Source organism: Phyllobacterium sophorae (assembly GCF_003010965.1).
GTDB lineage: Bacteria > Pseudomonadota > Alphaproteobacteria > Rhizobiales > Rhizobiaceae > Phyllobacterium > Phyllobacterium sophorae.
Map to the genome: position 1 here is coordinate 38,408 of NZ_PGGM01000017.1, position 24,861 is coordinate 63,268.

The 24,861-nt window shown below is 57.7% G+C and carries 19 protein-coding genes; 9 read left to right on the forward strand and 10 right to left on the reverse strand.

Annotated features, from left to right (window positions below):
* The first annotated feature begins 196 nt into the window (after window positions 1-196).
* From CU103_RS26760 to CU103_RS26770, 3 genes are read left to right on the forward strand one after another with little or no spacing between them, the layout of a single operon-like run.
* On the forward strand, window positions 197-1,027 hold the full coding sequence (locus CU103_RS26760) for an N-formylglutamate amidohydrolase (protein ID WP_245449031.1): 831 nt from the start codon (window positions 197-199) through the stop codon (window positions 1,025-1,027).
* Complete coding sequence (locus CU103_RS26765) at window positions 1,024-2,925, forward strand: flavohemoglobin expression-modulating QEGLA motif protein (RefSeq protein ID WP_106667081.1); 1,902 nt, start codon at window positions 1,024-1,026, stop codon at window positions 2,923-2,925. Before CU103_RS26760 ends, CU103_RS26765 begins: the two co-directional genes overlap by 4 nt.
* Window positions 2,926-2,944: 19 nt before the next feature.
* Window positions 2,945-3,991, forward strand: a complete 1,047-nt coding sequence (locus tag CU103_RS26770; protein ID WP_106667082.1) for a glutathione synthetase — start codon at window positions 2,945-2,947, stop codon at window positions 3,989-3,991.
* Window positions 3,992-4,147: 156 nt separating this feature from the next.
* Here CU103_RS26770 and CU103_RS26775 read toward each other — a convergent pair whose 3' ends face one another.
* Complete coding sequence (locus CU103_RS26775; RefSeq protein WP_106667194.1) at window positions 4,148-4,786, reverse strand: UdgX family uracil-DNA binding protein; 639 nt, start codon at window positions 4,784-4,786, stop codon at window positions 4,148-4,150.
* A 569-nt stretch (window positions 4,787-5,355) separates the two neighbouring features.
* On the opposite strand from CU103_RS26775, the gene CU103_RS26780 reads away from it, so the two are divergent.
* The 3 genes from CU103_RS26780 to CU103_RS26790 are packed head-to-tail and all read left to right on the forward strand — an operon-like array spanning window position 5,356 to window position 8,361.
* Window positions 5,356-6,654 (forward strand): CmpA/NrtA family ABC transporter substrate-binding protein, encoded by a 1,299-nt coding sequence (locus tag CU103_RS26780; protein ID WP_106667083.1) that lies wholly within the window; start codon window positions 5,356-5,358, stop codon window positions 6,652-6,654.
* 11 nt (window positions 6,655-6,665) lie between these two features.
* The gene (ntrB, locus tag CU103_RS26785) at window positions 6,666-7,550 is read left to right on the forward strand and encodes a nitrate ABC transporter permease (protein WP_106667084.1); all 885 of its coding nucleotides are present in this window, start codon (window positions 6,666-6,668) and stop codon (window positions 7,548-7,550) included.
* A gap of 13 nt (window positions 7,551-7,563) precedes the next feature.
* On the forward strand, window positions 7,564-8,361 hold the full coding sequence (locus tag CU103_RS26790; RefSeq protein WP_106667085.1) for an ABC transporter ATP-binding protein: 798 nt from the start codon (window positions 7,564-7,566) through the stop codon (window positions 8,359-8,361).
* 267 nt (window positions 8,362-8,628) lie between these two features.
* Here CU103_RS26790 and CU103_RS26795 read toward each other — a convergent pair whose 3' ends face one another.
* From CU103_RS26795 to CU103_RS26815, 5 genes are all read right to left on the reverse strand, one after another.
* On the reverse strand, window positions 8,629-9,309 hold the full coding sequence (locus tag CU103_RS26795; RefSeq protein ID WP_106667086.1) for a superoxide dismutase: 681 nt from the start codon (window positions 9,307-9,309) through the stop codon (window positions 8,629-8,631).
* A gap of 107 nt (window positions 9,310-9,416) precedes the next feature.
* Window positions 9,417-10,967 (reverse strand): adenylate/guanylate cyclase domain-containing protein, encoded by a 1,551-nt coding sequence (locus CU103_RS26800; RefSeq protein ID WP_106667087.1) that lies wholly within the window; start codon window positions 10,965-10,967, stop codon window positions 9,417-9,419.
* A 4-nt stretch (window positions 10,968-10,971) separates the two neighbouring features.
* Window positions 10,972-11,337, reverse strand: coding sequence for a response regulator (locus tag CU103_RS26805; RefSeq protein WP_106667088.1), 366 nt, complete (start codon window positions 11,335-11,337; stop codon window positions 10,972-10,974).
* 14 nt (window positions 11,338-11,351) lie between these two features.
* Window positions 11,352-13,961: a response regulator gene (locus tag CU103_RS26810; RefSeq protein ID WP_245449018.1), complete on the reverse strand. Its 2,610-nt coding sequence runs from the start codon at window positions 13,959-13,961 to the stop codon at window positions 11,352-11,354.
* Between the two features lie 104 nt (window positions 13,962-14,065).
* Window positions 14,066-14,779, reverse strand: a complete 714-nt coding sequence (locus tag CU103_RS26815; protein ID WP_245449019.1) for a Tll0287-like domain-containing protein — start codon at window positions 14,777-14,779, stop codon at window positions 14,066-14,068.
* A 615-nt stretch (window positions 14,780-15,394) separates the two neighbouring features.
* Here CU103_RS26815 and CU103_RS26825 point away from each other — a divergent pair.
* Both CU103_RS26825 and CU103_RS26830 read left to right on the forward strand, forming a co-directional pair.
* The gene (locus CU103_RS26825) at window positions 15,395-16,819 is read left to right on the forward strand and encodes an FAD-binding oxidoreductase (RefSeq protein WP_425350664.1); all 1,425 of its coding nucleotides are present in this window, start codon (window positions 15,395-15,397) and stop codon (window positions 16,817-16,819) included.
* Window positions 16,820-16,875: 56 nt separating this feature from the next.
* Window positions 16,876-20,211, forward strand: a complete 3,336-nt coding sequence (locus CU103_RS26830; protein ID WP_106667091.1) for an adenylate/guanylate cyclase domain-containing protein — start codon at window positions 16,876-16,878, stop codon at window positions 20,209-20,211.
* 366 nt (window positions 20,212-20,577) lie between these two features.
* Here CU103_RS26830 and CU103_RS26835 read toward each other — a convergent pair whose 3' ends face one another.
* From CU103_RS26835 to hisD, 4 genes are all read right to left on the reverse strand, one after another.
* A complete protein-coding gene (locus tag CU103_RS26835) occupies window positions 20,578-20,805 on the reverse strand; it encodes a hypothetical protein (protein WP_106667092.1) in 228 nt (75 codons plus the stop codon).
* Window positions 20,806-20,837: 32 nt separating this feature from the next.
* Window positions 20,838-21,320 carry an SRPBCC family protein gene (locus CU103_RS26840; RefSeq protein WP_106667093.1) on the reverse strand — a complete coding sequence of 161 codons (483 nt, stop codon included), beginning with the start codon at window positions 21,318-21,320 and terminating at the stop codon, window positions 20,838-20,840.
* 277 nt (window positions 21,321-21,597) lie between these two features.
* Window positions 21,598-22,560, reverse strand: a complete 963-nt coding sequence (locus CU103_RS26845; RefSeq protein WP_106667094.1) for a DUF6454 family protein — start codon at window positions 22,558-22,560, stop codon at window positions 21,598-21,600.
* A gap of 215 nt (window positions 22,561-22,775) precedes the next feature.
* Window positions 22,776-24,059: a histidinol dehydrogenase gene (gene hisD, locus CU103_RS26850; protein ID WP_106667095.1), complete on the reverse strand. Its 1,284-nt coding sequence runs from the start codon at window positions 24,057-24,059 to the stop codon at window positions 22,776-22,778.
* 168 nt (window positions 24,060-24,227) lie between these two features.
* On the opposite strand from hisD, the gene CU103_RS26855 reads away from it, so the two are divergent.
* Window positions 24,228-24,776 (forward strand): cupin domain-containing protein, encoded by a 549-nt coding sequence (locus CU103_RS26855; protein WP_106667096.1) that lies wholly within the window; start codon window positions 24,228-24,230, stop codon window positions 24,774-24,776.
* Window positions 24,777-24,861 lie beyond the last annotated feature (85 nt).

Genomic DNA, 24,861 nt, shown 5'->3' on the forward strand with positions numbered 1-24,861 from the left:
CTTGTGCGGACAAGTTTTGCGCCATGGCGATAAGCGTGAATGTTGATGTGATCTATGATGTTCAAGGTCAACTGACTTCATATTAAATATTCCGCGATGTGCCTTGATGGAACCGCCTGATGGCATGAGACGTTGTCTTCGTACCGACCGGCTTGGCCCGATAGAAAATTGTGGCGAGAAGGATTTTAGTCCATCAATTGGGAGAACAAACTTGGGGTCGCAGGATGAATCGGAAAATAGTGCTGCCGATTGGTGGACAGTGCATTGCGGTTTGTCCCCGATCTTGGCTACGGCAATTCACAACGGCCACGCGGTCCGTCCAGCCATTGCGACCTTGATGGCGATCTCAGAAGCCGAGCGATTGCGCGAAGAAGATCCGTTCACCGCTTTCGCCGTTTGCGACGTTCCCAATCGTATCATCTTCCATCGTTCGCGCTTCGAGGTCGACCTTAACCGAGCGCGTGATGGGGCAATCTACCTTTCGCCCGAGCAGGCTTGGGGCATGGACATATGGAATGCGAAACCCGACCCAAAGTCGATAAGGGATACGCTCAGCGTCTATGATGCCTACTACTCGATGCTGAGGCATGTCTTGCGACAGCTCGAGAAACATCATGGGCGTTTCGTCGTACTCGACATTCATAGTTATAATCACCGCCGCGGCGGCCCGCACGCAGCGCCTTCTGATCCGAAAACCGCGCCCGATATCAATATCGGTACCTACTCCATGGATCGAGACCGATGGGCGCATGTTATCGATCCCTTCATGGAAAAACTGCGCGGGTTCACGTTTCGCGGGCACCGCATGGACGTGCGCGAGAATGTGGCGTTTGAAGGTAAAGGCGAGCAGACGCGATTCATTCATGAAGCGTTCCCCAGGACCGGCTGCGCCATCGCCATCGAATTTAAAAAATTCTTCATGGATGAATGGACAGGCTTGCCGGACAAGTCAGCGCTGGCGGCCATGCGTGCTATGGTCCGCTCGACCCTACCCGTCCTGGAGGAAAGCCTGCGGGCGATGCGATGAGCAAGGCACAAACCAGCAAGAGATCGGCGACGGCCGTCGACATAACAGCGGTCGAGGAGGCACTTGCATCAATCAATGCCGGAAAGTCAGTGCGATGCGACCTCGACAATGGGGGGCGGATTCACATCGATCGTGCTCTCCCTTTTCTTTGCGTCCATGTGAGCGATGGGCGCGGCGGTGACGCAGCGCTGGATATTACGTCGGCAAATGCGTCCTATCTGATCGCCCCTGATCTGGATTTCGCCGTGGCGGCTGTCGAAGTAATTGCCGGCGCCATGACGGAGCGCTTTACCGCCTTCGTGGTGCTCGACGTCGGCGAACTCGCGCAGGATAGGCTTTTAAGTGATGATGCCCCCTATCTCCTGCCTTTCGAAATCACCCTTTCCGGCACCGATCAACCGGAAACCCATGCTGCGTTAGACGGTTTTGCCTCAGCGGTTGGGAGCATCGAGGCGAAATTCCGTTCGCCCCGTGTCGATAGACGTCGTGCAGTAGACGATCCGCACGCCCTTCTTGCCGCGCGCTTGCGCGGCTTTCCCTGCGTGACCGTTCGTTTTGCACCAATCTACCGGGTGCCTGGGTCCGAGAACACCTATCCCGACCTGCGCGAAAGGGTGGTGGCCAACATTTTCGATGCCGGGTTGCAGGCGATCGCCGCATTCCTGAAGGCGGCCGGCATTTTCAAGTTGCCGACGCATCGCGCGCTCGGGCGGCGCGCCTTTGTCGACGCTGTCGAACGTGCCGATCGCTGTATCGACGAAATCGCCGCGACATTCGACTTTCTGCTGGCGGTCACGCCCATCAACGCCGATGCGGCCTGGCACGATTTTAAGGCGAACGGATTTCAGCGTCCGCCCCAATTCCTCTACCGGCCGCTAACCGTCCAGGTAAATGTCGAAAAGAAAAAGCTCTTCTCTATTGCCTTCGACCGCTTTGAAGATCCCGTTCTTTTCAATCTCTACCGCGAAAAGCAACAGGAACTCGATTTGCAATTGTCGATGCTCTTCGCCCGGGAAACGCCTCGCTTTATGGAGTTCAGCCGCGTCCTTTACGGACGCGTCGAACCTGGCCTGCTGCATGCGGCAAAAGACATCCTGGCCAAAACGGCGGGTCCCGGGGGCGAAATTGCAGGCGGCGGCGGTCGGGCCGGAAGCGTCGATTGCTACGTCATCGAGCAGGCGGCGCGTACCATGATCGAAATGTATCGCAGGCAATATTCCGGTTTTGAGGCGACGGTCGAGCTGCGCGACGACCTGCCAGCGGGTCTTTTGGTTTCGGGGGGCCGCCTTCTGATTTCTCGCAGCACCAGCATGACGCGGCGCAGACTGACCGCTCTCCTCAGTCATGAGATCGGTGTTCACCTATTGACCTATTTCAATGGGTCGGCTCAAGGGCTGCGGTTGTTCCGGACGGGCCTTGCGGGGTATGAGGGCGTGCAGGAAGGGCTTGCAGTCTTGGCTGAATATCTCGTTGGCGGCATGACCACTGAACGCCTGCGCCTCATTGCAGCCCGCGTTGTCGCATGCGCGGCGATGCTGGAAGGCGCATCGTTCCAAGAGACATTCCATGCACTGGTTCGCGACTATGGCTTCAGCGAAATCAGCGCCTTCCATATGACGCTTAGACTATATCGAGGAGGAGGTCTGGCAAAGGACGCGATCTATCTGCGCGGCCTCCTGGAGGTGCTCAAGCATCTGGGCAGCGGCGGCGCACTCGATCCGTTCTGGATGGGGAAAATCGCTGCGTCGCATTTCGGTGTCATGCAGGAATTGAATTCCCGCGGTCTGCTGAAAGCACCGGAAATAAGGCCGGTTTTTCTTTTGCATCCGCAGGCTCAGAAGCGACTGGAGAAAGCTCGTTCTGGCCTCCTGCCCGTCGAAATGATCGCAAGTTCGTAACCTGGTGTAGGATCACTCCATGCGCATAGCATTCTTTGTCAACTCCATCGAAGGCGAAACGCCGCGTTACACGACCACTCTGCTGGCGCTCGCCGCGCTCAGCCGTGGACATGAGATCTACTATCTAACGCCTGGCGATTTCGTGCTGCGTGCCGATAATAGTCTCATGGTGCGCGCCACCGTACTGCCCGGTACCACCTATAAAAAATTGGAAACCTTTCATAAAGACTTGCAGAGCGACAAGACCAAGATCGAAACGATCGACGTGCGCGAAATCGACGTGATCTTCCTGCGCAATGACCCGGCACAGGACGCCGCGGAGCGGCCATGGGCTACACATGTCGGCGCGATGTTTGGTCGACTCGCATCCGAACGCGGGGTGCTGGTCGTCAACGATCCCACTGGCCTCGCGCTCGCTCAAAACAAACTTTATTTTCAGGACTTTCCTGAATCCGTGCGACCGATCACGTTGATTTCCAAAAGTATCGAAGAAATCCGCGCTTTCATCGAAAAACAGCCGATGGGCGCCATCGTCAAACCTTTGCAGGGGTCCGGTGGCAAGAACGTTTTCAAAATCGATTCGCCAAAGGATGCCAATCTTAACCAGATATTCGAAGCGGTCAGCGGCGAAGGCTACCTCATCGCTCAAGGCTATCTGCCCGAGGCCAAGGCAGGTGATATTCGCCTCTTCGTGATGAACGGAAAGCCGCTGAAACGAGACGGAAAATATGCCGCCTTTCGCCGGGTGCCGGCAAAAGGTGAAGTGCGCTCCAATATCCATGTCGCAGGCACCGCCGAGATCGTGGAGATTAACGATAAGATTTTAGCAGTCGCCGAAATGGTGCGACCAAAACTGGTACAGGACGGGATGTTCCTTGTTGGCCTTGATATCGTCGCCGACAAGATCCTTGAGATCAACGTCTTCACCCCGGGCGGGCTTTCGAGCATGTCGGAGATGTACCAAACCGATTTTGCCGAGAGCGTGATCTTGGCGCTTGAAAACAAGCTGACGATCCGTGAGGCGTATCCGGCCTCGGTGTCCAATCGACAATTGGCAGCGCTGTAATTGATTATCGGCGGTCAGCACGCGCCATTTGTGACTTGACTGGGATCACCAGGGCAGGTGACACCGATTTCAACCGGGCATCGCTAATGCTCTTCGTTCTGTCGAATTACCACGCGGCCGAATGCAACAACCCCCGAAAGCAATGCCATGCCACGGTCACGATCGCCCATCGCCCAAAACCTCTTTCAGCCGGTTCAGATCATGGACGAATTTGATTTGCTCCGCATTCGCTGCGTGCCGATCACGGATTCTGAGAATGTATGACGGATGAATGGTGACAAGCACAGGCGGCAGGTTTTGCGGACGAAAGATCGTGCCACGATCCTTTGTAATACGAATCGCTTTGCCGACTAAATAACCTGCGGCCGTGGTTCCAAGGGCGACGATGATTTTCGGCTCGATCAGTTTGAGTTCGCTGCGCAACCACCAGGCACACGTTCGTATTTCGCCAGCATTGGGCTTTGAATGCAGCCGCCGTTTGCCGCGCTGCGTGAATTTGAAGTGTTTGACTGTGTTGGTGATGTAGCAGCGCTCCCGGTCAATGCCGGCCCTTGACAGGGATTCATTCAAAACGGCGCCCGCAGGCCCGACAAAGGGCCTACCTGCCAGGTCCTCCTTGTCACCCGGTTGCTCACCGATAAGAACGATCTCTGCCTGCATCGGCCCCTCGCCAAAGACGGTCTGTGTAGCATGTTTGTAGAGATCACAGCGCTTGCAATGTTCGGCCTGTGCTTTGAGTTCGCGCAACGAGCCGACATTGGCTGTTTCGCCTTCCCGAAGATCAAACGTATCCATGACGACCACATTGCGGCTGGTAGGACACCCGCCCTCGATCATTCTGTTTTCGTCCTGCCGCTCTAACGCGGCAGCAATGCGCAGGTTCCCAAGGGGTGCGCAAGCTCTCGGATTTGAGCGTGGACGCGTCGGCCGCAGCGCATGGAAGCTTTCGAAATCGTCGCCGTCCAAACAGCCAGCGGTTGCAGGGCGTTCCGTTCTCTGAATGCCACTGAAATATGAGCAAATTTTGTGCAGGCATAATAAATAGGCAGAAGCTTCCCGCCGCAGCACAAATTTCACGCTTGGGCCGGGGAACCTCGGTACTCCATGTGAGCGGCCAGCGAAAATTGTTTATTGTTTTCAACAAACTACCTGATCTATCGGAAAGTGGCATGGGGTTTGCTTGTATAGGTTGTTCCGTCAATGACGACAGGAACCCGTAGGGCGCCGCAGGGGGCCTCAAAGACATCGACGTCGCTCGGGCAAGTACATTTCACCGGTCCACCCCGGGGAATGCACCCATCCAGCGGCGTTTTTTTATGGCTCGAACGGCTCAATAAGGCCGAAGCATTTAAAGGGAACAAACGATGAAACAGAAACTGTCGACTGGCATACAAAGACGAAAACTTTTGAAAGCAGGCGGAGTGCTTGCTCTGCTTGCCGCTGCCAAATCCGCCTTTCCTGCTGGCGCCTATGCAGCAGCTGCAAGTCCAGAGACCACGAAGGCAACCTTGGGCTTCATTGCACTGACCGATTCCGCGCCATTGATCGTTGCCAAGGAGAAGGGCCTGTTTGCCAAATATGGCATGCCGGATGTCGAAGTCGTCAAGCAGGCCTCGTGGGGCACAACACGCGACAACTTGGTGCTGGGTTCAACTGGCAATGGTATCGACGGCGCACATATTCTCACCCCGATGCCCTACCTCATCAGCGCCGGCAAGGTGACCCAGAACAACCAGCCTTTGCCCATGGTCATCCTCGCGCGCCTCAATCTCGACGCCCAGGCGATTTCCATCGGGTCGGCCTATGCCGATTTGAAGGTTGGAGCCAATTCCGGTGTCTTGAAAGAGGCGTTTGCCAAGAAGAAGGCAGAGGGTAGCCCGGCCAAAGCTGCGATGACGTTTCCTGGCGGCACGCATGATATGTGGATACGCTATTGGCTCGCCGCCGGTGGCATAGACCCCGACAAGGACCTCGAAACCATCGTCGTTCCGCCACCACAGATGGTTGCCAACATGAAAGTCGGCACGATGGATTGCTTTTGCGTCGGTGAGCCGTGGAATGCCCAGCTCGTCAATCAGGGCATCGGCTATACGGCAGTAAATACGGCGGAAATCTGGGCCAAGCATCCGGAAAAATCGTTTGCCATGCGCGCCGATTGGGTTGAGAAAAACCCCAACGCCACCAAGGCGCTGCTGATGGCAGTGATGGAGGCCCAGCAATGGGCTGACGACTTGGCGAACAAGGACGAGCTGGCAGCAATTGTCGGCAAACGCGCCTGGTTCAATGTCCCTGCCACCGATATCGTCGGACGGCTGAAAGGCGATTACGACTATGGCTCGGGGCGTGTCGAAACGGCCAGCCCGCATTTAATGAAATTCTGGCGTGATCATGCCTCCTATCCGTTTCAAAGCCATGAAAAGTGGTTTCTGACCGAGAATATCCGTTGGGGCAAATTTGCGCCGGACACGGACATCAAGGCATTGGTCGGCAAGGTCAACCGCGAGGATCTGTGGCGCGAGGCAGCAAAGGAACTCGGCGTTGCCGCTTCCGATATCCCCGCCTCGACTTCGAGAGGTTCGGAAACTTTCTTCGACGGCAAGATTTTCGATCCGGACAATCCGCAGACCTACCTTGCCAGCCTCGACATCAAACGTTTTGCTTGAAGGAAACCGGTATGGCCGTCAGCCCCATTCCTGTGAACAAGAAGCCATATGCGGTCAAGATCATGACCCTTGCGGTTTCCCCAAAAGCTGTTGCTCGGCGGTCGCTTGCGCAGTGGCTCTCTTCTTTGGCAGGACATGTTCTGCCACCGCTCATTACCTTGGCATTCCTGATGGTGTTTTGGGAGATCATTTGTTCGTCACCAACCGCAAGCGTTCCACCACCCTCACGTGTTGTCTCCGAAACCTGGGAACTGATTATTCATCCGTTCTATGTGGGGCAGGGCGTTGACCAGGGTCTGTTCTGGCATATCTTGGCCAGCCTCAAGCGTGTGGCTTTCGGTTATTGCCTTGCTGCGATCGCCGGGATTGCCCTTGGTACGCTGGTTGGGCAGAGCGATTGGGCCATGCGGGGTCTCGATCCGATCTTCCAGGTTTTGCGTACCGTGCCGCCGCTTGCCTGGCTGCCACTTTCACTCGCCGCGTTCAAAGACGGCAATCCCTCTGCAATCTTCGTGATCTTCATTACAGCCATATGGCCGATCATCATCAATACCGCCGTCGGCATCCGCAATATTCCGCAGGACTACCAGAACGTCGCCAAAGTACTTCGCCTTAACCAGTTCGAATATTTCACCAAGATCATGATCCCGGCAGCAGCCCCTTATATTTTCACGGGCCTGCGCATCGGCATCGGCCTGTCGTGGCTCGCCATCGTTGCTGCTGAAATGCTGATTGGCGGTGTCGGCATCGGTTTTTTCATCTGGGATGCCTGGAATTCCTCACGCATCAGCGACATCATTCTGGCTCTCATCTATGTCGGCATTGTCGGTTATCTGCTTGATCGCGCCATCGCCTTCCTCGCCAAAACGGTAACCCGCAACACGGCAAGCGCCTAAGGAGGAGACCAACATGTCAAAGCCCTATCTCTCGCTTGAACAGATCGACATGGTGTTCAGCCGCGGCGGCACCACCACACCGGTCCTAAACCAGGTTTCCCTGACCGTCGAAAAGGGTGATTTCATTTCGATAATCGGCCATTCTGGTTGTGGAAAATCGACGCTGCTCAATATTGTGGCAGGCCTGACCACGGCCACACGCGGCGTGGTTTTTCTGGATGGCGCAGTTGTCGATGCACCGGGACCAGACCGGGCAGTCGTATTTCAGAACCATTCCCTGCTACCCTGGCTGACAGTCTACGAAAACGTCAAGCTGGCTGTCGACAAGGTATTCTCGGCGACAAAAAGCCGGGCAGAGCGTCACGAGTGGACCATGCGCAATCTCGAATTGGTACAGATGGTCCACGCCAAGGACAAGCACCCAGCGGAAGTCTCCGGCGGCATGAAGCAGCGCGTCGGCATTGCGCGGGCGCTGGCGATGGAGCCGAAAGTTCTGTTGCTCGATGAACCGTTCGGGGCACTTGACGCGCTGACGCGGGCGCATCTTCAGGATCAGGTCATGCAGATTCACGCTGAACTCGCCAATACGGTGTTGATGATCACCCACGATGTGGATGAGGCCGTGCTCCTTTCAGATCGTATCGTCATGATGACCAACGGTCCTTCGGCCAGGATCGGAGAGATTTTGCATGTTCCGCTCCTTCGTCCGCGCCGGCGCATCGAGCTGGCATCTGATGCGACCTACATCCGCTGCCGATCGGCAGTGCTGAAGTTCCTCTATGAGCGTCACCGGCTCGTGGAGGCCGCGTAGGCCAGAAGGAACCGATGCAAATTCTGTCTAAGGGGCCCTTCTTTGATGCCGGCGGGGTCCTGCCGGCGGAACAATCGCGTCGGCGCAGCGGCGGCACGAAATAGTCTGGGTTCGACAGGCAAAAAGTAGCAGAGATGCACCCCATTGGGCAGCGCTTGTGTGATGGGGTCATTGCGGCAAAAAAATGCGCGGGTCCCTTCATCGATGAAGGGACGTATCAACCGTTGCCACTGCCACTGCCCAAGCCGCCCCACGAGCGCACGCGTCTCATGGCTGGAATTGGTCGCTGGCGTGGCGCCAGTTGACAAGATTGTCGAAAACAGCGCTCACATGTTCAGTGCGACGGTTTTCGTAGTCGAGATAATAGGCGTGTTCCCATACATCAATTCCGACAATAGCAACCTTGCCCGCGGCGATGGGCGTACCTGCATCCGGCAATCCAAGAACGGCCAGTTTTCCATTGTCGTTCACGAGCCATACCCAACCGGTGCCAAACACCGTGTCCGCTGTCTCAACGACCTTCTTCTTCAGGCCATCCATTCCACCAAATTCACGCTCGACGGCTTCCTTGAAACTGCCGGTTGGCGCCTCCGGCCTGCCCCTGAACTGCGCCCAGTAGAAATCATGATTCCACGCCTGTGCGGCCTGATTGAAAATGGCTTGGTCGTTCTTCGCGGTCGACTCTGAGACAACTTCGTCAAGCGATAGATCGGCATAGGCGGTATTCTGGACCAACTGGTTCAGCTTCCTGAAATAGCCCGCATGGTGCTTGCCATAGTGCAGTCCTACCGTTCTTGCGGAAATCGTCGGCGAAAGTGCATTTTCATCGTAGGGAAGTTTCTTCTGGGCGAAAACTGTGGCAGCGGATGTTGAGATTGCAGGAGAAAGAATTGTGCCGGCAAGCGCTACACCGGATGCTGCGATCAATTGACGGCGATTGACGATCATCTTTCAACTCCTCGACGATAGAAACTGATTTGTTAATCGAAATGGGGCTCGGCCTAAACTTACCAATGTGGCTCGCAGTGGAGCGTGGCAGGTCTTTAGCCATCCTTTTACGAAAGCACATAAGTTGTGTATTTGCCGATCCCTCTGATTTCCATAACTTCCTGTTGAGCATCCGCGAAACGCGCTCCGAGCGCTTCGAACGTGCTTTGCGATACCTGGATTCGTCCTGGGATACCGTAGGATTCCATCCGGCTCGCAACGTTAACCGTATGGCCCCACACATCATAGACAAATCGCTTTCGGCCGATCAGGCCGGCAATCACCGGCCCGGTGTTTATCCCGATGCGCAGGCTAAGGGGAGGCTCCGGCCCGATGTCTTTGGCCATTTCCGCCAACAACGCCTTGCTAAAGGCAACTGCCGCCAAAGCATGATCAGGGCGAGGGTCGGGCAATCCCGCTGCTGCCATATACGCATCTCCAATGGTCTTGATCTTTTCAACACCATATTGATCGGCAAGTTCGTCAAAACGCGAAAACAGATCCCCCAGCCTTCGTACCACCGCCGCTGCCGGCGTGCGCGCCGCAAACCCGGTAAAATTGACGATATCAGCGAACACGATTGTGGCCATGTCAATTCGGTCAGCGATGACCTCCTCGCCATCAGCCAGCCGGTTTACGACCTGCCTTGGAAGAATGGCATGAAGCAGCGCATCGGCCCTGTCTTTTTCGAACTCGATTTGGGCGAGATATCGCTTTTCCCGTTCGCGCCAACGGCTGCGCTCAAGACAGGCGGTAATACGCGCTCGCAACAGGATCGGATCGATCGGTTTTTGTAGATAGTCTTCAGCGCCTGCTTCGATGCAGCGGATGACTGCCTCATCATCTTTCAGGCCCGAAATCATGATGACGCGAATTTCCCGCAAATGCGCGTCCGACTTGAGCCGGCCAAGAAGCTCAATGCCATTCATGTCGGGCATCAGGACGTCAGCCAATGCAAGATCGAATTCTTGCGTCCCTAGAATTCTGAGCGCCTCCTTGCCCGAACTTGCCACAACAACGGCGTGGCCCTCGCGACCAAGGCGCCTTGCCAGGAGATCGCGGTTTGATGCGGAGTCGTCAACGACGAGGATGCGCGCTGTCTCTTCAACCAGCCCCGACGGCCGAGCGGCTATCGTTCGGGCAAGGTTGGCAGCGATCGTTGCATCGAGCCCATTTTCAGACTTTTCGCCAAGATCGAAAGGCGAAATATCAGTCCCTGCATCCATCTGCTGAAGGAGAGTTCGGCTTTCGTGAATGATCCTCGATATATCCCCAGTGGTGCGCGGCGATAAGGTGTCTGCAAAGTCCTCAATGATCATCTCGGAGTAGCCAAGAATCGCATTCATTGGGGTTCGCAGGTCGTGGCGCAACAGGGCATGGCCTGTAAAGCCGTTGCCGCCAGGCACTTCCTCGTCGAGGAACCGCCTGATCAATGCGTTCAAATCGCGGGCCGCGCACAGCACCCTTTCCAGGTCTGGCAGCGCGTCGGTGGGTCCAGCCTCGCGCACCTCCTCAATGACCAGTTCCTGATAGCTCAGGATTGCCTGTGCTGGATCGACGATTTTCTGCACGATTCTGGCGACATATGCGCGATGGCCGATGTCAAGAGATTGGGCCACCAGCTCATCCTCCGGTCAAACGGGCGATTTTGTCGAGAAGTGCCGGCAATTCGATCGGCTTGGTATCGTAGTCATCACAACCGGCTTCCATCGCCTTTTCTCGATCGCCAGCCATGGCATGGGCAGTAAGGGCGATAACCGGAATGCCAGCGGTTGCGGGGTTGTCCTTGATCCGCCTTGTCGCTTCCCAGCCATCGATCACCGGCAGGCTCATGTCCATCAACACCAGATCGGGCATTGCAGTCACCGCCGCTTCCACGCCGGCAAGGCCGTTGGTTGCGATGATCACCTCGTATCCCCGCCGTTCCAGCCGGCGGGAAAGCATGTCCCGGTTCATCTCATTGTCTTCGACAAGAAGAATCTTGGTCATCCTATTCGGGCTCCTCACGCATCTTCGCTCACCGGCACATGCCGCTTTAAGGCTGCGATCAGGTCGGCGCGGCCTCTGGTCCCTTTTTTCACAACTTCGCTCGCACGCAGCTTCAGCCAATCCAGTTCGTCGCGGGTCAGATCCTTGGATGTGACGACAACGACCGGAATATCGGCCAGGTCCTGCCTTTCCTGTATGGCGCGAAGCAAGGCGAAGCCGTCCATATTCGGCATCATCAAATCCAGCACCATCACGGTAGGACGTCCCGCATCAAGCTCTGCGAGGCCCCGCTGACCGTCCGCGGCCTCACGAACGCGCCAGCCCTCGCGAACAAGCACTCTGCGAAAGAGTTCACGTGTCGCCGGATCGTCGTCGACGATGAGCACGTCGTGCCGCCCGGGGCCGGCCACGGCGTTTAATGTCTCAATGAGTTGGCGCGGATCGATCGGCTTGATCAAATGGTCTGCAGCGCCGAAGGCCAGGCCCATCTCGCGGTCCCCCACAACGGTTGCGAGGATGACGGGGATATCGCTGAGCGCCTTGTCGGACTTGATTTCGCGTAACACCGACCAGCCGTCCTGACCTGGCATGATCACGTCCAGGATAATGGCATCGGGACGCAATTTGCGCATTTTTGCCATGCCTTCTTCACCGCCTGCCGCCTCGATAACCTTATAGCCGGCGCCGCGGATCGTGTCCGACATGAATTTGCGCGCCCGGGCCTCGTCGTCGATTACCAGAACCGTTCCACGGGTTCGCTCTGCCGCGGGCCGATCAGGTGGTGGTGAAATGTCCTGTGCAACGTTGGTTTTGCAGCTTGCAGGAATCCTGAAGCGAAAGGTCGAACCCTTGCCGAACTCGCTCTCCACATCAATGGTTCCGCCCATCATCTTGATGAAATGTCGGGTAATGGCGAGACCAAGCCCGGTTCCGCCGTAATTTCGCGTGGTTGAAGAATCGACCTGAACGAACGCCTGGAAGAGCTTTGCCTGCTGCTCGTGCGTCATGCCGATCCCGTTGTCGCTGACAGAAAACTCCAGCCAGTCACCACCGCTCTCAAGCGAGCGGTTGACCGAAAGGCGGATTTCATCGTTTTCGGTAAATTTGGCAGCGTTCGAGAGAAGGTTGAAAAGGTTCTGTCGCAGCTTGGTCTTGTCGGTCTCAATTTCGTCCGGCTCGACGGAGGCGGTTACTGTCAGCCTGTTGCCCTTCTTCGCGATCAGCGGCGCAACGGTGCTTTCAACGTCCACGAGCAGCTGTTTCACACTGACAGGCTCGATATAAAGCTCCATCTTGCCCGCCTCGATCTTCGAAAGATCCAGAACATCATTGATCAATGCCAACAGGTGCCGCCCAGACCCCATGATCTTGCCGAGGTCGGCGACAAAACCGGGCTTGTCCAGATCATTGGCATCTTCAATGAGCATCTCGCTATAGCCAATAATCGCATTCAAGGGCGTGCGTAATTCATGGCTCATTGAAGCGAGGAAGCGACTCTTTTCTTGACTGGCAACTTCCGCGCCGCGCCGCGCCGCCTCCAGTTCCGTATGGCGATGCTTCAAATCAGTAATGTCGGTGTAAACCGCAACAGTGCCGCCTTCGGGGGTCTTGCGCTTGGCGATACGAAGCCACATGCCGTTGGCAAATTGCCGTTCGATGGTGCCGTGTGGTTCCTGGTGACGCCGCAGAGCCTCATTCACCCAATTGTCTATGCCCATGCTGCCGATTTCAGCGGTGCCGCGTTCCGCCTGCGCGCGCATGATATCCTCGAAGGTGGTTCCTGGTATCATGAGATCTGCAATCTCCGGGAATATTTCCAGATACCGCTGATTGACAAGGACAAGCCGATCCTGCGCGTCAAAGAACGCAAAGCCGTCCGGGATCGTCTCGATTGCGGTCATGACGGTGTTTCTCTGGCGTTCGGCTGCCATTTCGAGCATTCGCCGCTCCGCCTGGCCGTCGCGCAACAGTCGCAAGGTCGTCGAAAGCCTGCCGAATTCATCTTGACCCTCCGGCGGCAGATCGACGTCCTCTTGTCCCTGCGTCAGTTGGATCATGGCTTTGTCGACGCGCCCGAGTGGGACCAATATCGATCGAAGCACCAGCCAGGTCATTATCGCGCCGGCTATCGTAATCAAACCCACCGCGATCACGGAGCGAATATACGTATTGCGCGCTGACACGGCAGCCATGTCACGCGCACGATCCGCTTCGGCCTCAAGGCGGTTTTCAAGGGTCGTCAGTACGCCGTCGACCTCGTCGCTAAAACTCCTGGCAGCGGCCAGCTGGGTGTTTCCGATGACACGGTTGTCTGCCGTATAGGCATCAACCGCCTGCATCATCTTGTCGTAGTAGGACTTGTAACCTTTCTCGATCGTATTGGCAGCATCCGGTGCAAAAACCTTCAGCTGTGCCAGATCTTCCTCCAATGCCGTGCGCGCTGCCTCAGCCCGTCTTTCGGACAGTGTAAGCAGGCTGACAGAAAGATCGGTGAGCCAATAGCGCACCTCACCAAAATGCCGGTGCGCCTTTGCGGCTTCGCTGAACATGTGAAAGCGGGCATTTGCTTCCTCGACGCGCCGCTGGTTCTCTAGCAAATCGTGCGCCATAAAGGCAACGCTCACCAATAAAGCGCCAAGCAAGGCAGCTGAAAGACAAACAAGGCGGAGGGGGATCTTTCGGGCGGCCAAACGACCGATCTGTGTCCAGATGGCGTCGACCAAGGCGCTCATTTGAACAGTGTGATGCTGATCGCACCCCCCAGTTCGCCCTCGCTTCCCCCCTCTTTTGGATAGCCGGAAATGTCAATCTCACCTTTGGGCTGGCCATGACATGTCAGGCAGGATGCGGAATAATATTCGGGAATGAGCATGCGGAACGACTTGCGGCCGTCCGTTTCGACCTCCTCGACGAAAGACTGGCCCTTTGGCCAATCGGCAGACAGGAATTTGCCTTCGATGACCTGCTGTTCCCATTTGTCGGGAAGCGCCTTGCGGTTTCGCACCAGATCCGTGGGAGCCGTGACTTTCATCTTTGCATGATCGCCGACTTTTTCCTCAAAGCGCTCGTTGACCAGGCGGGCAAAGGTGGCCGGGATAAATCCTTTAAACCCGACCCCCTTGGCATCGATCATTTTCTGATTCTCATCGACAACCTCTCGCAATGCCGCGAGCTGAGCGTCGAACAGCTGCTTGTCCTGTTGGCTGAATTGATCGTCCGGTACCGGTTTTCCTTTTGAGAAAATTTCAAGCGCTTCGTCGGCAACGCGTTGGCCGGTAAGGTTCTTCTTTCCTATCGATGCGTCGTTGATGAGGGATTGATGACTTGAGATGACAGTGCGACCAGCACGCAAAAAAGCAGCAAGTCGTTCCCCAGTCGCAACGTCGCCATTGTCATCTGCCGCAACAAAGCCCGCAAGAAAGCACAAAGCAAATCCTGCCAACAAGGCTCCGCATCTCAGACCGCGATGCATCAATAGTCCTCGTATTGTTGCGATTTTCAAGCCATTGTATCAGACGAACCCTCAATGCAAAATGTACTATATTGGGCTAACTTTACCATCATTGGCCTGGGTTCGAAGCGTCGGATTGACCACATTGTGCGCAGCGCATTGAAACCTGCACAAATCAAATCGCGTCTCCGTTACACAATGGCCGCTGCCTGGCGCACCTGGCGACAAAACGCATGGCCGGACGTACCGCCGCCTCACAGAGCGTTTCCTCGTCGGCCGCATCGTTCTTACGCACGAATGACTTCACTTAAGTATGGCGCTCAATCAAAGCGCATGGCCGAGATCAACGTTTCCATCCTTTAAACATCGATACCGTGGGGGCGTTGCCCTCAGGCAGAACCTGATGAACTCCAGTGTGCAAGGTCGCCACAACGCTCATTTGATGCTAGGATAAAATCGCCAAGAAAGTCGACGAGGTTCCGAGTGCCATCGCTGCAAAGACACCGGAATTGAGGGGGGAAGGACCGAGTCGCTGGGGGACAAGAATCCCGACACCAAGTGCCTTCCCGGCCACCCGCCCGTCGAAGAACGAGGGAGGCGATTTCCGTGACCGAAATTCAGTTCAAAGGGCTCAAGGGCGCAAGTACCGCCCTATCACATGAAATTTTGACGACGTTGCAATTACAGCTTCGCGGCAGTCTATGTCTGGCCGACGAAGCCGGATATGACGAAGCGCGGACGGTCTGGAACGCGATGATCGACCGGCGGCCAGCCGCTGTGGTGCGCTGCCACGGTGCCAGTGACGTGATGCGCGCCGTGCGCCTGGCCCGCGACAACGGACTGCTCCTGGCGGTGCGCGGCGGTGGCCACAACATCTCCGGAAACGCAGTTTGCGAGGGTGGGCTCTTGATCGACCTGTCGCCGATGCGCTCGGTTCGTATCGATCCGAAGACGCGCAGCGCGCGGGTAGAACCCGGCGTAACGCTCGGCGAGTTTGACAAGGAGGCGCAAGCGTTCGCTCTTGCCACGCCGCTCGGCATCAACTCAACCACAGGGGTCGCCGGGCTCACGCTTGGCGGCGGCTTCGGGTGGCTCAGCCGCAAGTTCGGATTCACGGTTGACAATCTCACCTCGGCTGATGTGGTGACCGCCGACGGCACGCTCCTTCAGGCAAACGCAACGGACAACCCCGATCTTTTCTGGGGTATTCGCGGTGGTGGCGGCAATTTCGGCGTGGTGACGTCGTTCGAGTTCAAATTGCATCCGATCGGTCCCGAAGTGGTATCGGGGTTGATCGTCCACCCGTTTGCGCGCGCCCGCGAACTCCTCGCCGGCTACCGCCAGGTCGCGGCCCAGGCGCCTGATGAGCTGACCATCTGGGTGGTGCTGCGCAAGGCGCCCCCGTTGCCGTTCCTGCCGGCCGAGACGCACGGCAAGGAAATTGTGGTGTTCGCGGTGTGCTATACCGGCGAACCGGGGAAGGCGCAGGAGGCACTGGCGCCGCTTCGCGCGCTCGGCGAGCCGATCGCCGACGTCATCGGCCCACAGCCCTACGCGGCCTGGCAGACCGCGTTCGATCCGCTGCTGACGCCGGGGGCGTATAACTACTGGAAATCACACAATTTCACTGCGCTCAGCGACGGACTGGTCGACACGCTGGTCGATTCTATTGGCACGCTGCCAACGGCGGAATGCGAGGTGTTCATCGCGCAACTCGGCGGTGCCAGTGGCCGCATAGCCGCTGACGCAACCGCCTTTCCGCATCGCGATGCCAATTTCGTGATGAACGTGCACACAAGGTGGCGCGAACGCGAAGACCAGGAGGCCTCAATCAAATGGGCTCGGGGGCTTTTTGCGGCGACCGCGGTGCACGCGACCGGCGGTGTCTACGTCAATTTCATGCCGGAAGATGAGACGGACCGAGTGGCGGGGGCTTATGGCAGCAACTATGCACGGCTGATGGCGCTCAAAGCCAAATTTGACCCGGATAACCTGTTCCGGCTGAACCAGAACATTCAGCCGACGACGTAGCGCGCCAGGACAGCGGGAAGGCGTTCAGTAACAACGAGAGCCCGCGCGGAGGTAACTTGGACATTGGGCAATGGCTGCGCGGCCTCGGCCTGCAGTCCTACGAGCAGGCGTTCCGCGACAACGGGGTCGACCTTGACGTCTTGCCCCTCTTGACGACAGACGACCTAAAGGAGATCGGCGTTTCAGCGGTCGGCCACCGGCGGAAGATACTTGATGCGGTCGGCGAACTGATGACGGCGCGCCCGCAGGCGGCAGGTCACAAGGCTCCCGATCGAGCCGAGCGGCGACAGCTCACGGTCATGTTCTGTGACCTTGTCGGCTCGACGGCGTTATCGGCCAGCCTCGACCCGGAAGATATGCAAGAACTGCTGCAGGTCTATCATACACGCGTCGGCGATCTCGCCAGCAAACATGGCGGCTTTGTTGCCAAGTATATGGGCGATGGTGCCCTTATCTACTTCGGGTACCCCCATGCGCATGAGGACGACGCTGAACGGGCGGTGCGGGCGGGGCTCGCCCTCGTCGATGGCGTTTCCCAATTGACGGCGCACGGCGATCACCTCAAGGCCCGCGTTGGCATTGCCACCGGGCTTGTGGTGGTCGGCGAGCTGCTTGGGGTTGGCGAGGCGCAAGAGCGCGCGATAGCTGGCGAGACGCCCAACCTTGCCGCCCGGCTGCAGGAACTGGCCGAGGCCGGTGCGGTGGTCATCGCCAGCAATACACGGCGCCTTGTCGGCGACCTCTTCGAGCTTTCCCCACTGGCGCCGTCCGCGCTTAAAGGTTTCGCCGAACCAGTGCAGGCCTGGCGCGTGATCGGCGAGGGAAAGGCCGAAAGCCGATTTGAAGCGCTCCATGGCACGCGGGTCACACCCATTGTCGGCCGTGAGGAGGAACTCGACCTCGTCTTGTCGCGCTGGCACCAGATAAAGGCGGGGCGCGGGCACGTTGTGCTCATCTCAGGGGAACCCGGCATTGGCAAGTCGAGGTTGGTGCTGGCCCTGCGCGAACGGCTGCAGGAAGAGTCAAAGGCATCGCTCAGCTACGCCTGCTCTCCGCACCACACCAACAGCGCGCTCTTCCCCTTTGTCACGCAGCTGGAGCGGGCGGCAGGATTTGCCTCAGGTGACGATTGGGACGAGCGCCTCGACAAGCTGGAAGCCCTGCTGCACGACACATCGGTGGGGCCCAACAACGCGGTGGCGCTCTTTGCCGACCTGCTCGGCATCCCGATCGGCCCGCGCTATCAGCTGGCTTCGATGTCATCGCTGCAAAAGAAGGGGCTCCTCTTCCGGGCCTTTCTTGCGCAGCTTGAAGCGCTCGCGGTGCGCGGCCCGGTGCTGGTGGTGCTCGAGGACGTGCATTGGCTCGATCCGACGTCACGTGAACTCTTCGATCAGATGGTCGCGCAGCTTCGACATCTGCCTGTACTGCTCATCGCAACGTTTCGGCCCGAGCTGTCGCCGCCTTGGATCGGCTTTGCGCATGTCACGCTGGTCACGTTGAACCGCCTGGCGCAGGCCCAGATCCGGTCCCTGGTCGAGCGGGTGACCGGCGGCAAGGCGCTGCCCCCGGAAGTCCTGGAGCAAATCCTGGCGCGAACGGAGGGCGTGCCCCTCTTTACCGAGGAACTGACCAAGGCCGTGCTCGAATCCGGATTGCTCGGTCAAGACGGCGACCGTTACGTGCTCGATGCGCCACTCCCGCCGCTGGCAATACCTGCGACCCTGCATGACTCGCTCATGGCCCGCCTCGATCGGCTCTCCCCGGTAAAGGAGGTCGCACAGATCGGCGCATGCATCGGCCGCGAGTTCGACCACGCGCTGCTTGCGGCCGTCGTTCCGTTGCCCGACAGCGATCTTGCGGCGGCGCTAGAACGACTGGTCGCCGCGGAGCTTGTCTTTCGTCGTGGCACGCCGCCGGCGGCCACATACATGTTCAAGCATGCATTGGTGCGTGATGCGGCCTATCAGAGCCTGCTGCGAAAGCGTCGTCAGGAGTTGCATGCGAAGATCGCCACAGCCCTTGAGACAGACTTTCCCCAAACGCTCGAAGCGCAGCCTGAACTGGTTGCCTCGCATTTCGACGAGGCCGGGCACTTCGACAAAGCGGTTGGATACTGGCTACAGGCCGGCCTGTTGGCCGCCGGCCGCTCGGCCAATGTTGAAGCAATTGCGCATCTTCGATCGGGGCTCGCCAGCCTCGCAGCGTGTTCCCCCGGCGAAGCTCGTTCGCGGTTGGAGTTGTCCCTGCTGCTGGCGCTTGGCGCTCCGCTCCTGTTCACCAAGGGATACGCGTCGCGCGAGGCGGAAGCGGTCTACAAGCGCGCCCGGGAGCTGTGCCGGGAGCTTGGCAACGATGCGGATCTTTTCACAGCGATAAGAGGACTTGGATATGTTTATCATGTGCGTGCCAACCTTCGTGAAGCGACGCCGCTCACTGACGAAACGGTCGAGCTCGCGCATCGGATTGGCGCCCCGGCGTTTCTCGCCGAGGCCTACCATTTTGCCGGGGCACTGACGTTCCATCTCGGCAAATTCCGGGCCGCCCGCGATTGGCATCAGCAAAGCCTGGAGGCCGGCGCCAATCACCGCCATTTCCATTCAGAGGTCTACGGTATCAATATGGGCGCATTTTCCCGCGTCTATATCGCCCACTGCGATTGGCATCTTGGTCAACCCGACCGTGCTCTGCAGACCGCCGAGGACGGGCTTGCGCTCGCGCGGGAAAGCGCGCGCCCCTTTAGTATTGCGCTCGCGCTCGATTACCTCGCGATGCTGCATCAGTTTCGACGTGATCCCGAGGCAGCACTCACGATCGCTGAGGAAGCCCGGAGCCTTTGCCGGGAATATCGGTTCGATTATTACGGAGCATGGAGCGCGCTGGTGCGGGCCTGGGCCATTGCAGAACAAGGCCCGCTCCAGCAGGGGCTCGCAGCCTATGATGCAGCGCTGAAGGAATTCGCAGAAACTGGCGCCGGGCTGCGGATGCCCCACTACCTTTGCCTGCTCGCCGCCATCCAGCGTAAGGCAGGACGGCGTGCCGCCGGGCTCAAAATCGTCGCTGAAGCGACTGAGATCGCTGAAACAACGTTGGAGACCTGGTGCAATGCCGAACTCGAACGCGAGCGCGGCGAACTGCTGCTGCTCGATCCTTCCAACGACGCCAGCAAGGCGGCCGAAGCCGCCTTCAAGCGGGCGATCGATATTGCCGCCGATCAGGGCGCGAAAATGCTTCAACTGCGGGCCAGCGCTGCGCTGGCCCAGCTCTGGGCCGAGCACAATCGCATGAAGGAGGCTTTTGATATTCTCGCGCCGATCTATGACTGGTTCAGACGGGGGTTTGATACGCCCGATCTTTTGCGGGCCCGTAGTCTTCTTGCCAAACTACGATAGTCGCATTCTAACACCCGCCCCGCATCCAGCTGGAACTTGCGCGCATTGGCTGCAAATGTGATTGGCTGAGGACGAGACCGGTATCCGGTTGTTGCTTGGTTACAATCCTGCTGACGATCAGTCGGCGATTAATCGCATCAGGCGCGGCGACTATAACCACCTCAACGGCAAACCACGTCACGGTAAAATCGGGTAGAACACGCCGGTAATTCGACAGTGCTCTCGCATTCCGATCAGGCGTTCGGCATCTCTGGCTATCCAAAGGTTTATCGGCGATCATGCGCTGCCGAATATATGCGGATGGATATTGTAAGATCCAGGAGGGAGGCATTCGCGGTTGGCTCGTTAGCACGCAGGCCAGACTCGCTATCTGATAAGGTCCCGCAAGGCATGGACGGCGCAGAGGTCGAGAAGACTGACAGGGACGCCAAGCGATAAAACAGGGCCTGCTCCGCGCAAGGGTGTCGCGAAGGAAGCAAGCGCAATGAATCCCGCCTTGGCGAGGCGACGCCACGCCTCGATATAGGGGTTCGGCCCACGGACCGGCCCACCAATTGGTTTCAAAGCCGGCAACGGCAGCCGCGCCTTGCTCAATCCGATCCTTCCCGCTTTGCCTGCCCGACGGATCAGTTTCCGCTCATTTCGGCGATCTTGTCGAGGCCGGCCTTATAAATACTGCTGATCACGCCCTTGGCCTCGTCATCGGATTTGCCCTTGGCATCAAAGCTGCTTTTCCAGTCCACCCGGGTCCCATCTCCTTGTGCCGAGACGCTGATCGTGGCGCGATAATTCGCAACGGGAAGCGGAGAGTCGATGATGGCATAGGTGTAGCTGGTATCCGTTTGCTCGACGAGTTTCTCCTTGATTGTGCCGCCGTCTGTGGTCGTGAGCGTGCGATAGGTTGCACCGCCTTCATCACTCTGCACGCACTTCGATACAGCGGGATGCCAGGTCCCAATGGCGCAGAAGTCGCCGATCTTCTTCCACACCGCATCCGGATTGCCCGCGACGGTTGCAGAACTGGCCACCTCCAGCGCTGCGGCTGATCCGACCAGAAGACCGATTGCAGCAATTGCGGACGCCAGGGTCTTTAGAGTGCTTGTTGTCATCTGCGCGTTCCTCCCAACAAATGACCCATCCTGTTTATTTTCTCATGAATCGCGGTTTCCGGATAGGGACTTATGCCCGAAGGCCGGTGCGCCCGGCCCATCCCCCACCGCTCTTGGAGCCTGGTCCGGCCGTTGTCGGACGCGTGTGATAGCAACCGCGCACCACCCAAGCGGCGATGACATTCCGTCGCCGGGTCCGGAGAATCGCACGTGCATGAAGACAGTTCCGGCGTGGCCTATCGAGCAAGATGCTGACGACGTTGGGCGAGGGCGCGCGCTATTTTCCCTGCACTTCGTAAATATAGATGGTCGATTGATCGTCTTCAGGTGCGAAATAGGCCATGAGACCGTTATCCGTCGTTTCAATCCAGAACGGGTTTTGCGTCATTGGAAGCCCGGACTGCGTCCAGAGCTGAACCGGCATTTGGTAGACAGGCAGACCCGAGGCAAGATTGACGATCTCGAGACCGCCAAGGGCGAATTTCGGGCCATCCTTTTTGATCTGGTAGCTGGTCAGGCCACCGCAGAGCATTTCGCTGTGGCCAAGATATTTGCAATCCTGATAATCGATGTAGTGGGATGGATTGAGCTTGGCCAATTGCCCAGGGTCAACGCCGGCGTTGGTCACTTGCCCATTGTCGCCAAGTGTAAATGCGTAGAAGCGCCGCGATCCCCAACTGACTGCATTCAACGTCCGTTTCTCGCGGTCATGGATGACGCCGCCAAGATGATCGTGGTAGCGAAAAACTTCCTGCGGCCTCATTGTCTGAGGATCGACTTTATAGATGATGGATGCGCTGTTCGGCCTGTATTCAGCAACCGGCACGAAAATCGCTTCGCCGTCGAAGTCAATACCGCCCGGATGATAGATCGAGCCGTCGCCGAGGATGACGTCCTCAACGAGATTGCCCTTTGAATCGACCTTGAAAAGATGCCCCACGCCTTTGCCCTTATCACGATCGTAACCGTCCTGCGGCTTGTCGTATTTCTTGGTGGGCGTGGTGATCTCCACCGACGTGATGTAGAAAAAATCGCCAATCTTCACCATTCCCTGCGGATGAAACGCTGGAAACGATAATGGGATTTGTCCGACCCGTTTCCAGACCGTTCCCCTGTCCAAGGTCTTGATCGTTTCACTGATCGTGCGACCGGTATCAGCAGTTTGCGCGAGGGCGGGGGAGATAACAACCATCATCAAGATCGTCATGATGGTTGGCAATTTGCTGAGGCTTTCGAACATCCTGGGCTCCGTAACCGTCAAATCTTTTCACAAGGTGTACAACCGGCCCGTGACAGAAACGTGAATTTGAACCTCGCAAGCGGCTTCGGTTATGCCTGCGCAAAAGCTGACACAGACCGGTTACAGTGATGAAAGGTCCCCCGACGGTCGCATTGACCTTTCGTGCGCAGGGCATTGATGGGCCATTCCCTCTGGCGGTTCCTCAAGAATGGCAGTTACTGCTGATCCAGTCGAAGCGCTGCGGCTCGGCGATGGCCCTCCATCCCCTCCGTTCGACTTTGCCGTACCGACGGGGGAGCGACTGCGGCCACACCGCGCTCGTCGAGCCATTGGTGGGTGCACACCTTCACGTAGGATCCCACCCACAGACCTCCGGTGTAGCGTCCTGCAGCCATGGTCGGAAGCGTGTGGTTTGTCCCGCAGCACTTGTCGGAGTACACGACGCTTGCAAGTTTCCCGATGAACAGAGAACCATAATTGCGCAATTTTCCTGCAGTGGAATGGGCATCGCGCGTGTGAACCTCAAGGTGTTCCGCCGCGATATGGTCCGAATAGGCGATCATCGCGGTTTCATCAGCACAAACCGTGATTTCACCATAGTCACGCCACGCGAGGCCGGCGACATCGGCTGTGGGCAACGTTTCAAGTTGCCGCTCGACCTCCACCAGTGTTTCCTCGGCCAGTTTTTGGTCGGTGGTGATGAGGCCGACACGGGTCCTGACATCGTGCTCGGCTTGCGCAAGAAGATCGGTGGCGATCATCTTCGCTTCGCCGGTTTCGTCGGCAACGATGTAAATTTCGCTTGGGCCGGCCAATTGGTCGATGCCCACCTGGCCGAACACCTGCCGCTTGGCTTCATTGACGTAGGCGTTGCCCGGCCCGACGATCTTGTCGACGGCGGGAATGGTTTCGGTGCCGAACGCCATCGCGGCAATGGCCTGCGCGCCGCCCACCTTGAAAATCCTGTCAGCACCGGACAAATGGCAACCGGCAATCATGGCCGGATGGGCATTGGGTGGCAGGCAGGCGATCACCTGATCGCAGCCGGCGACCTTCGCAGGAACGATTGTCATGACGGGGGCAGACAGGATCGGATATCGGCCCCCGGGCACGTAGGCTCCAACAAACTCGACCGGAATGATCCGGTGTCCCAGGTGCAATCCGGGAAGCGCATCGAATTCGAGGGGAAGTATGGTTCGAAGTTGCGCCTCGGCGAACGCCTTGACCCGCTCAATGGCGAACTCCGTGTCTTTGCGGGTTTGAGGATCGAGGCTGGCAACCGCTTCCAGGCGGTCATCCAGGCTCACTTCGAAAGCCTCAATATCCACGCTGTCGTACGTGCGGGAGTATTGCCGCAGGGCAGCGTCCCCTTGTGCGCGCACATTTGCAATGATGTGCTTGACGGTGGCCTCGATTGCGGCCGTATCCGATCCCGAAGAACGGTTTGGCGTCTTGAGATGTTTGATTTTGTCGTCGAGTGGGTTGAAGCGGTTTGGCATCTCTAATCTCTAATTTGCTTGCTTCGCGAGGTCTGTCGTCACAATCGTGCACCTGCGGGTTGACTGCAATTGCTCCCGGGGCAGCCGTTCAGTATATTCACCACAGATGAGCGGTCTAACCTTGGGGGCAGCTTGATCGCGACACGGCACTCCACGGGGAAGGATTCCATGCCAAAGATCGGCGTCAAATTGCGGGAAATGCGGCGCAGGCGCGATTTGGGCGTGCGTGAACTGGCGGCACGGTCCGGCATCTCCCATTCCACCATTTCCTTGATAGAACGCGACAGGATGAGTCCGTCGATCGACACGTTGAGTGCGGTCCTTGATGCTCTTGGAACGACGCTGCCGGGGTTCTTCAGCGATCTTCAGTCGAGCCTGCCATACACGCCGTTTTATGGATCAGACGAATTGGTGGAGATCGGCAAGGTCGAAACGATATCCTACCGTGTCATTGGCCTCAATCACCCCAACAGGCAACTTCTCATGCTGCACGAAACCTATGCGGTTGGTGCTGATACGGGGGAAGCGTTCGCCCATGCTGCCCAGGAGGCGGGAATGGTCATTAGCGGCGCAGTTGAAGTGACGGTCGGGGGGCAGAAAAAAATCCTCAAAAAGGGCGATGGGTATTATTTCGACAGCCGGCTTCCCCATCGCTTTCGCAATGCCAGCGAGGAGAAAAGCGAGATCTTGAGCGCAATAACCCCACCGACATATTGACGAGAGGGGTTGCAATCGGTGAATTTAATCACCGCTTTGCTTAATCGGGCTTTCAATCAAGTGAAACTGTGATTTGTTAGCCTTT

What these genes read in the sequence shown, in the direction of transcription:
- CU103_RS26845 (WP_106667094.1), bottom strand. Translation starts at nt 22,560, where the DNA reads ATGTTCGAAAGCCTCAGCAAATTGCCAACCATCATGACGATCTTGATG.
- CU103_RS26780 (WP_106667083.1), top strand. Translation starts at nt 5,356, where the DNA reads ATGAAACAGAAACTGTCGACTGGCATACAAAGACGAAAACTTTTGAAA.
- CU103_RS26770 (WP_106667082.1), top strand. Translation starts at nt 2,945, where the DNA reads ATGCGCATAGCATTCTTTGTCAACTCCATCGAAGGCGAAACGCCGCGT.
- CU103_RS26855 (WP_106667096.1), top strand. Translation starts at nt 24,228, where the DNA reads ATGCCAAAGATCGGCGTCAAATTGCGGGAAATGCGGCGCAGGCGCGAT.
- CU103_RS26840 (WP_106667093.1), bottom strand. Translation starts at nt 21,320, where the DNA reads ATGACAACAAGCACTCTAAAGACCCTGGCGTCCGCAATTGCTGCAATC.
- CU103_RS26805 (WP_106667088.1), bottom strand. Translation starts at nt 11,337, where the DNA reads ATGACCAAGATTCTTCTTGTCGAAGACAATGAGATGAACCGGGACATG.
- CU103_RS26765 (WP_106667081.1), top strand. Translation starts at nt 1,024, where the DNA reads ATGAGCAAGGCACAAACCAGCAAGAGATCGGCGACGGCCGTCGACATA.
- CU103_RS26795 (WP_106667086.1), bottom strand. Translation starts at nt 9,309, where the DNA reads ATGATCGTCAATCGCCGTCAATTGATCGCAGCATCCGGTGTAGCGCTT.
- hisD (WP_106667095.1), bottom strand. Translation starts at nt 24,059, where the DNA reads ATGCCAAACCGCTTCAACCCACTCGACGACAAAATCAAACATCTCAAG.
- ntrB (WP_106667084.1), top strand. Translation starts at nt 6,666, where the DNA reads ATGGCCGTCAGCCCCATTCCTGTGAACAAGAAGCCATATGCGGTCAAG.
- CU103_RS26775 (WP_106667194.1), bottom strand. Translation starts at nt 4,786, where the DNA reads ATGGATACGTTTGATCTTCGGGAAGGCGAAACAGCCAATGTCGGCTCG.
- CU103_RS26790 (WP_106667085.1), top strand. Translation starts at nt 7,564, where the DNA reads ATGTCAAAGCCCTATCTCTCGCTTGAACAGATCGACATGGTGTTCAGC.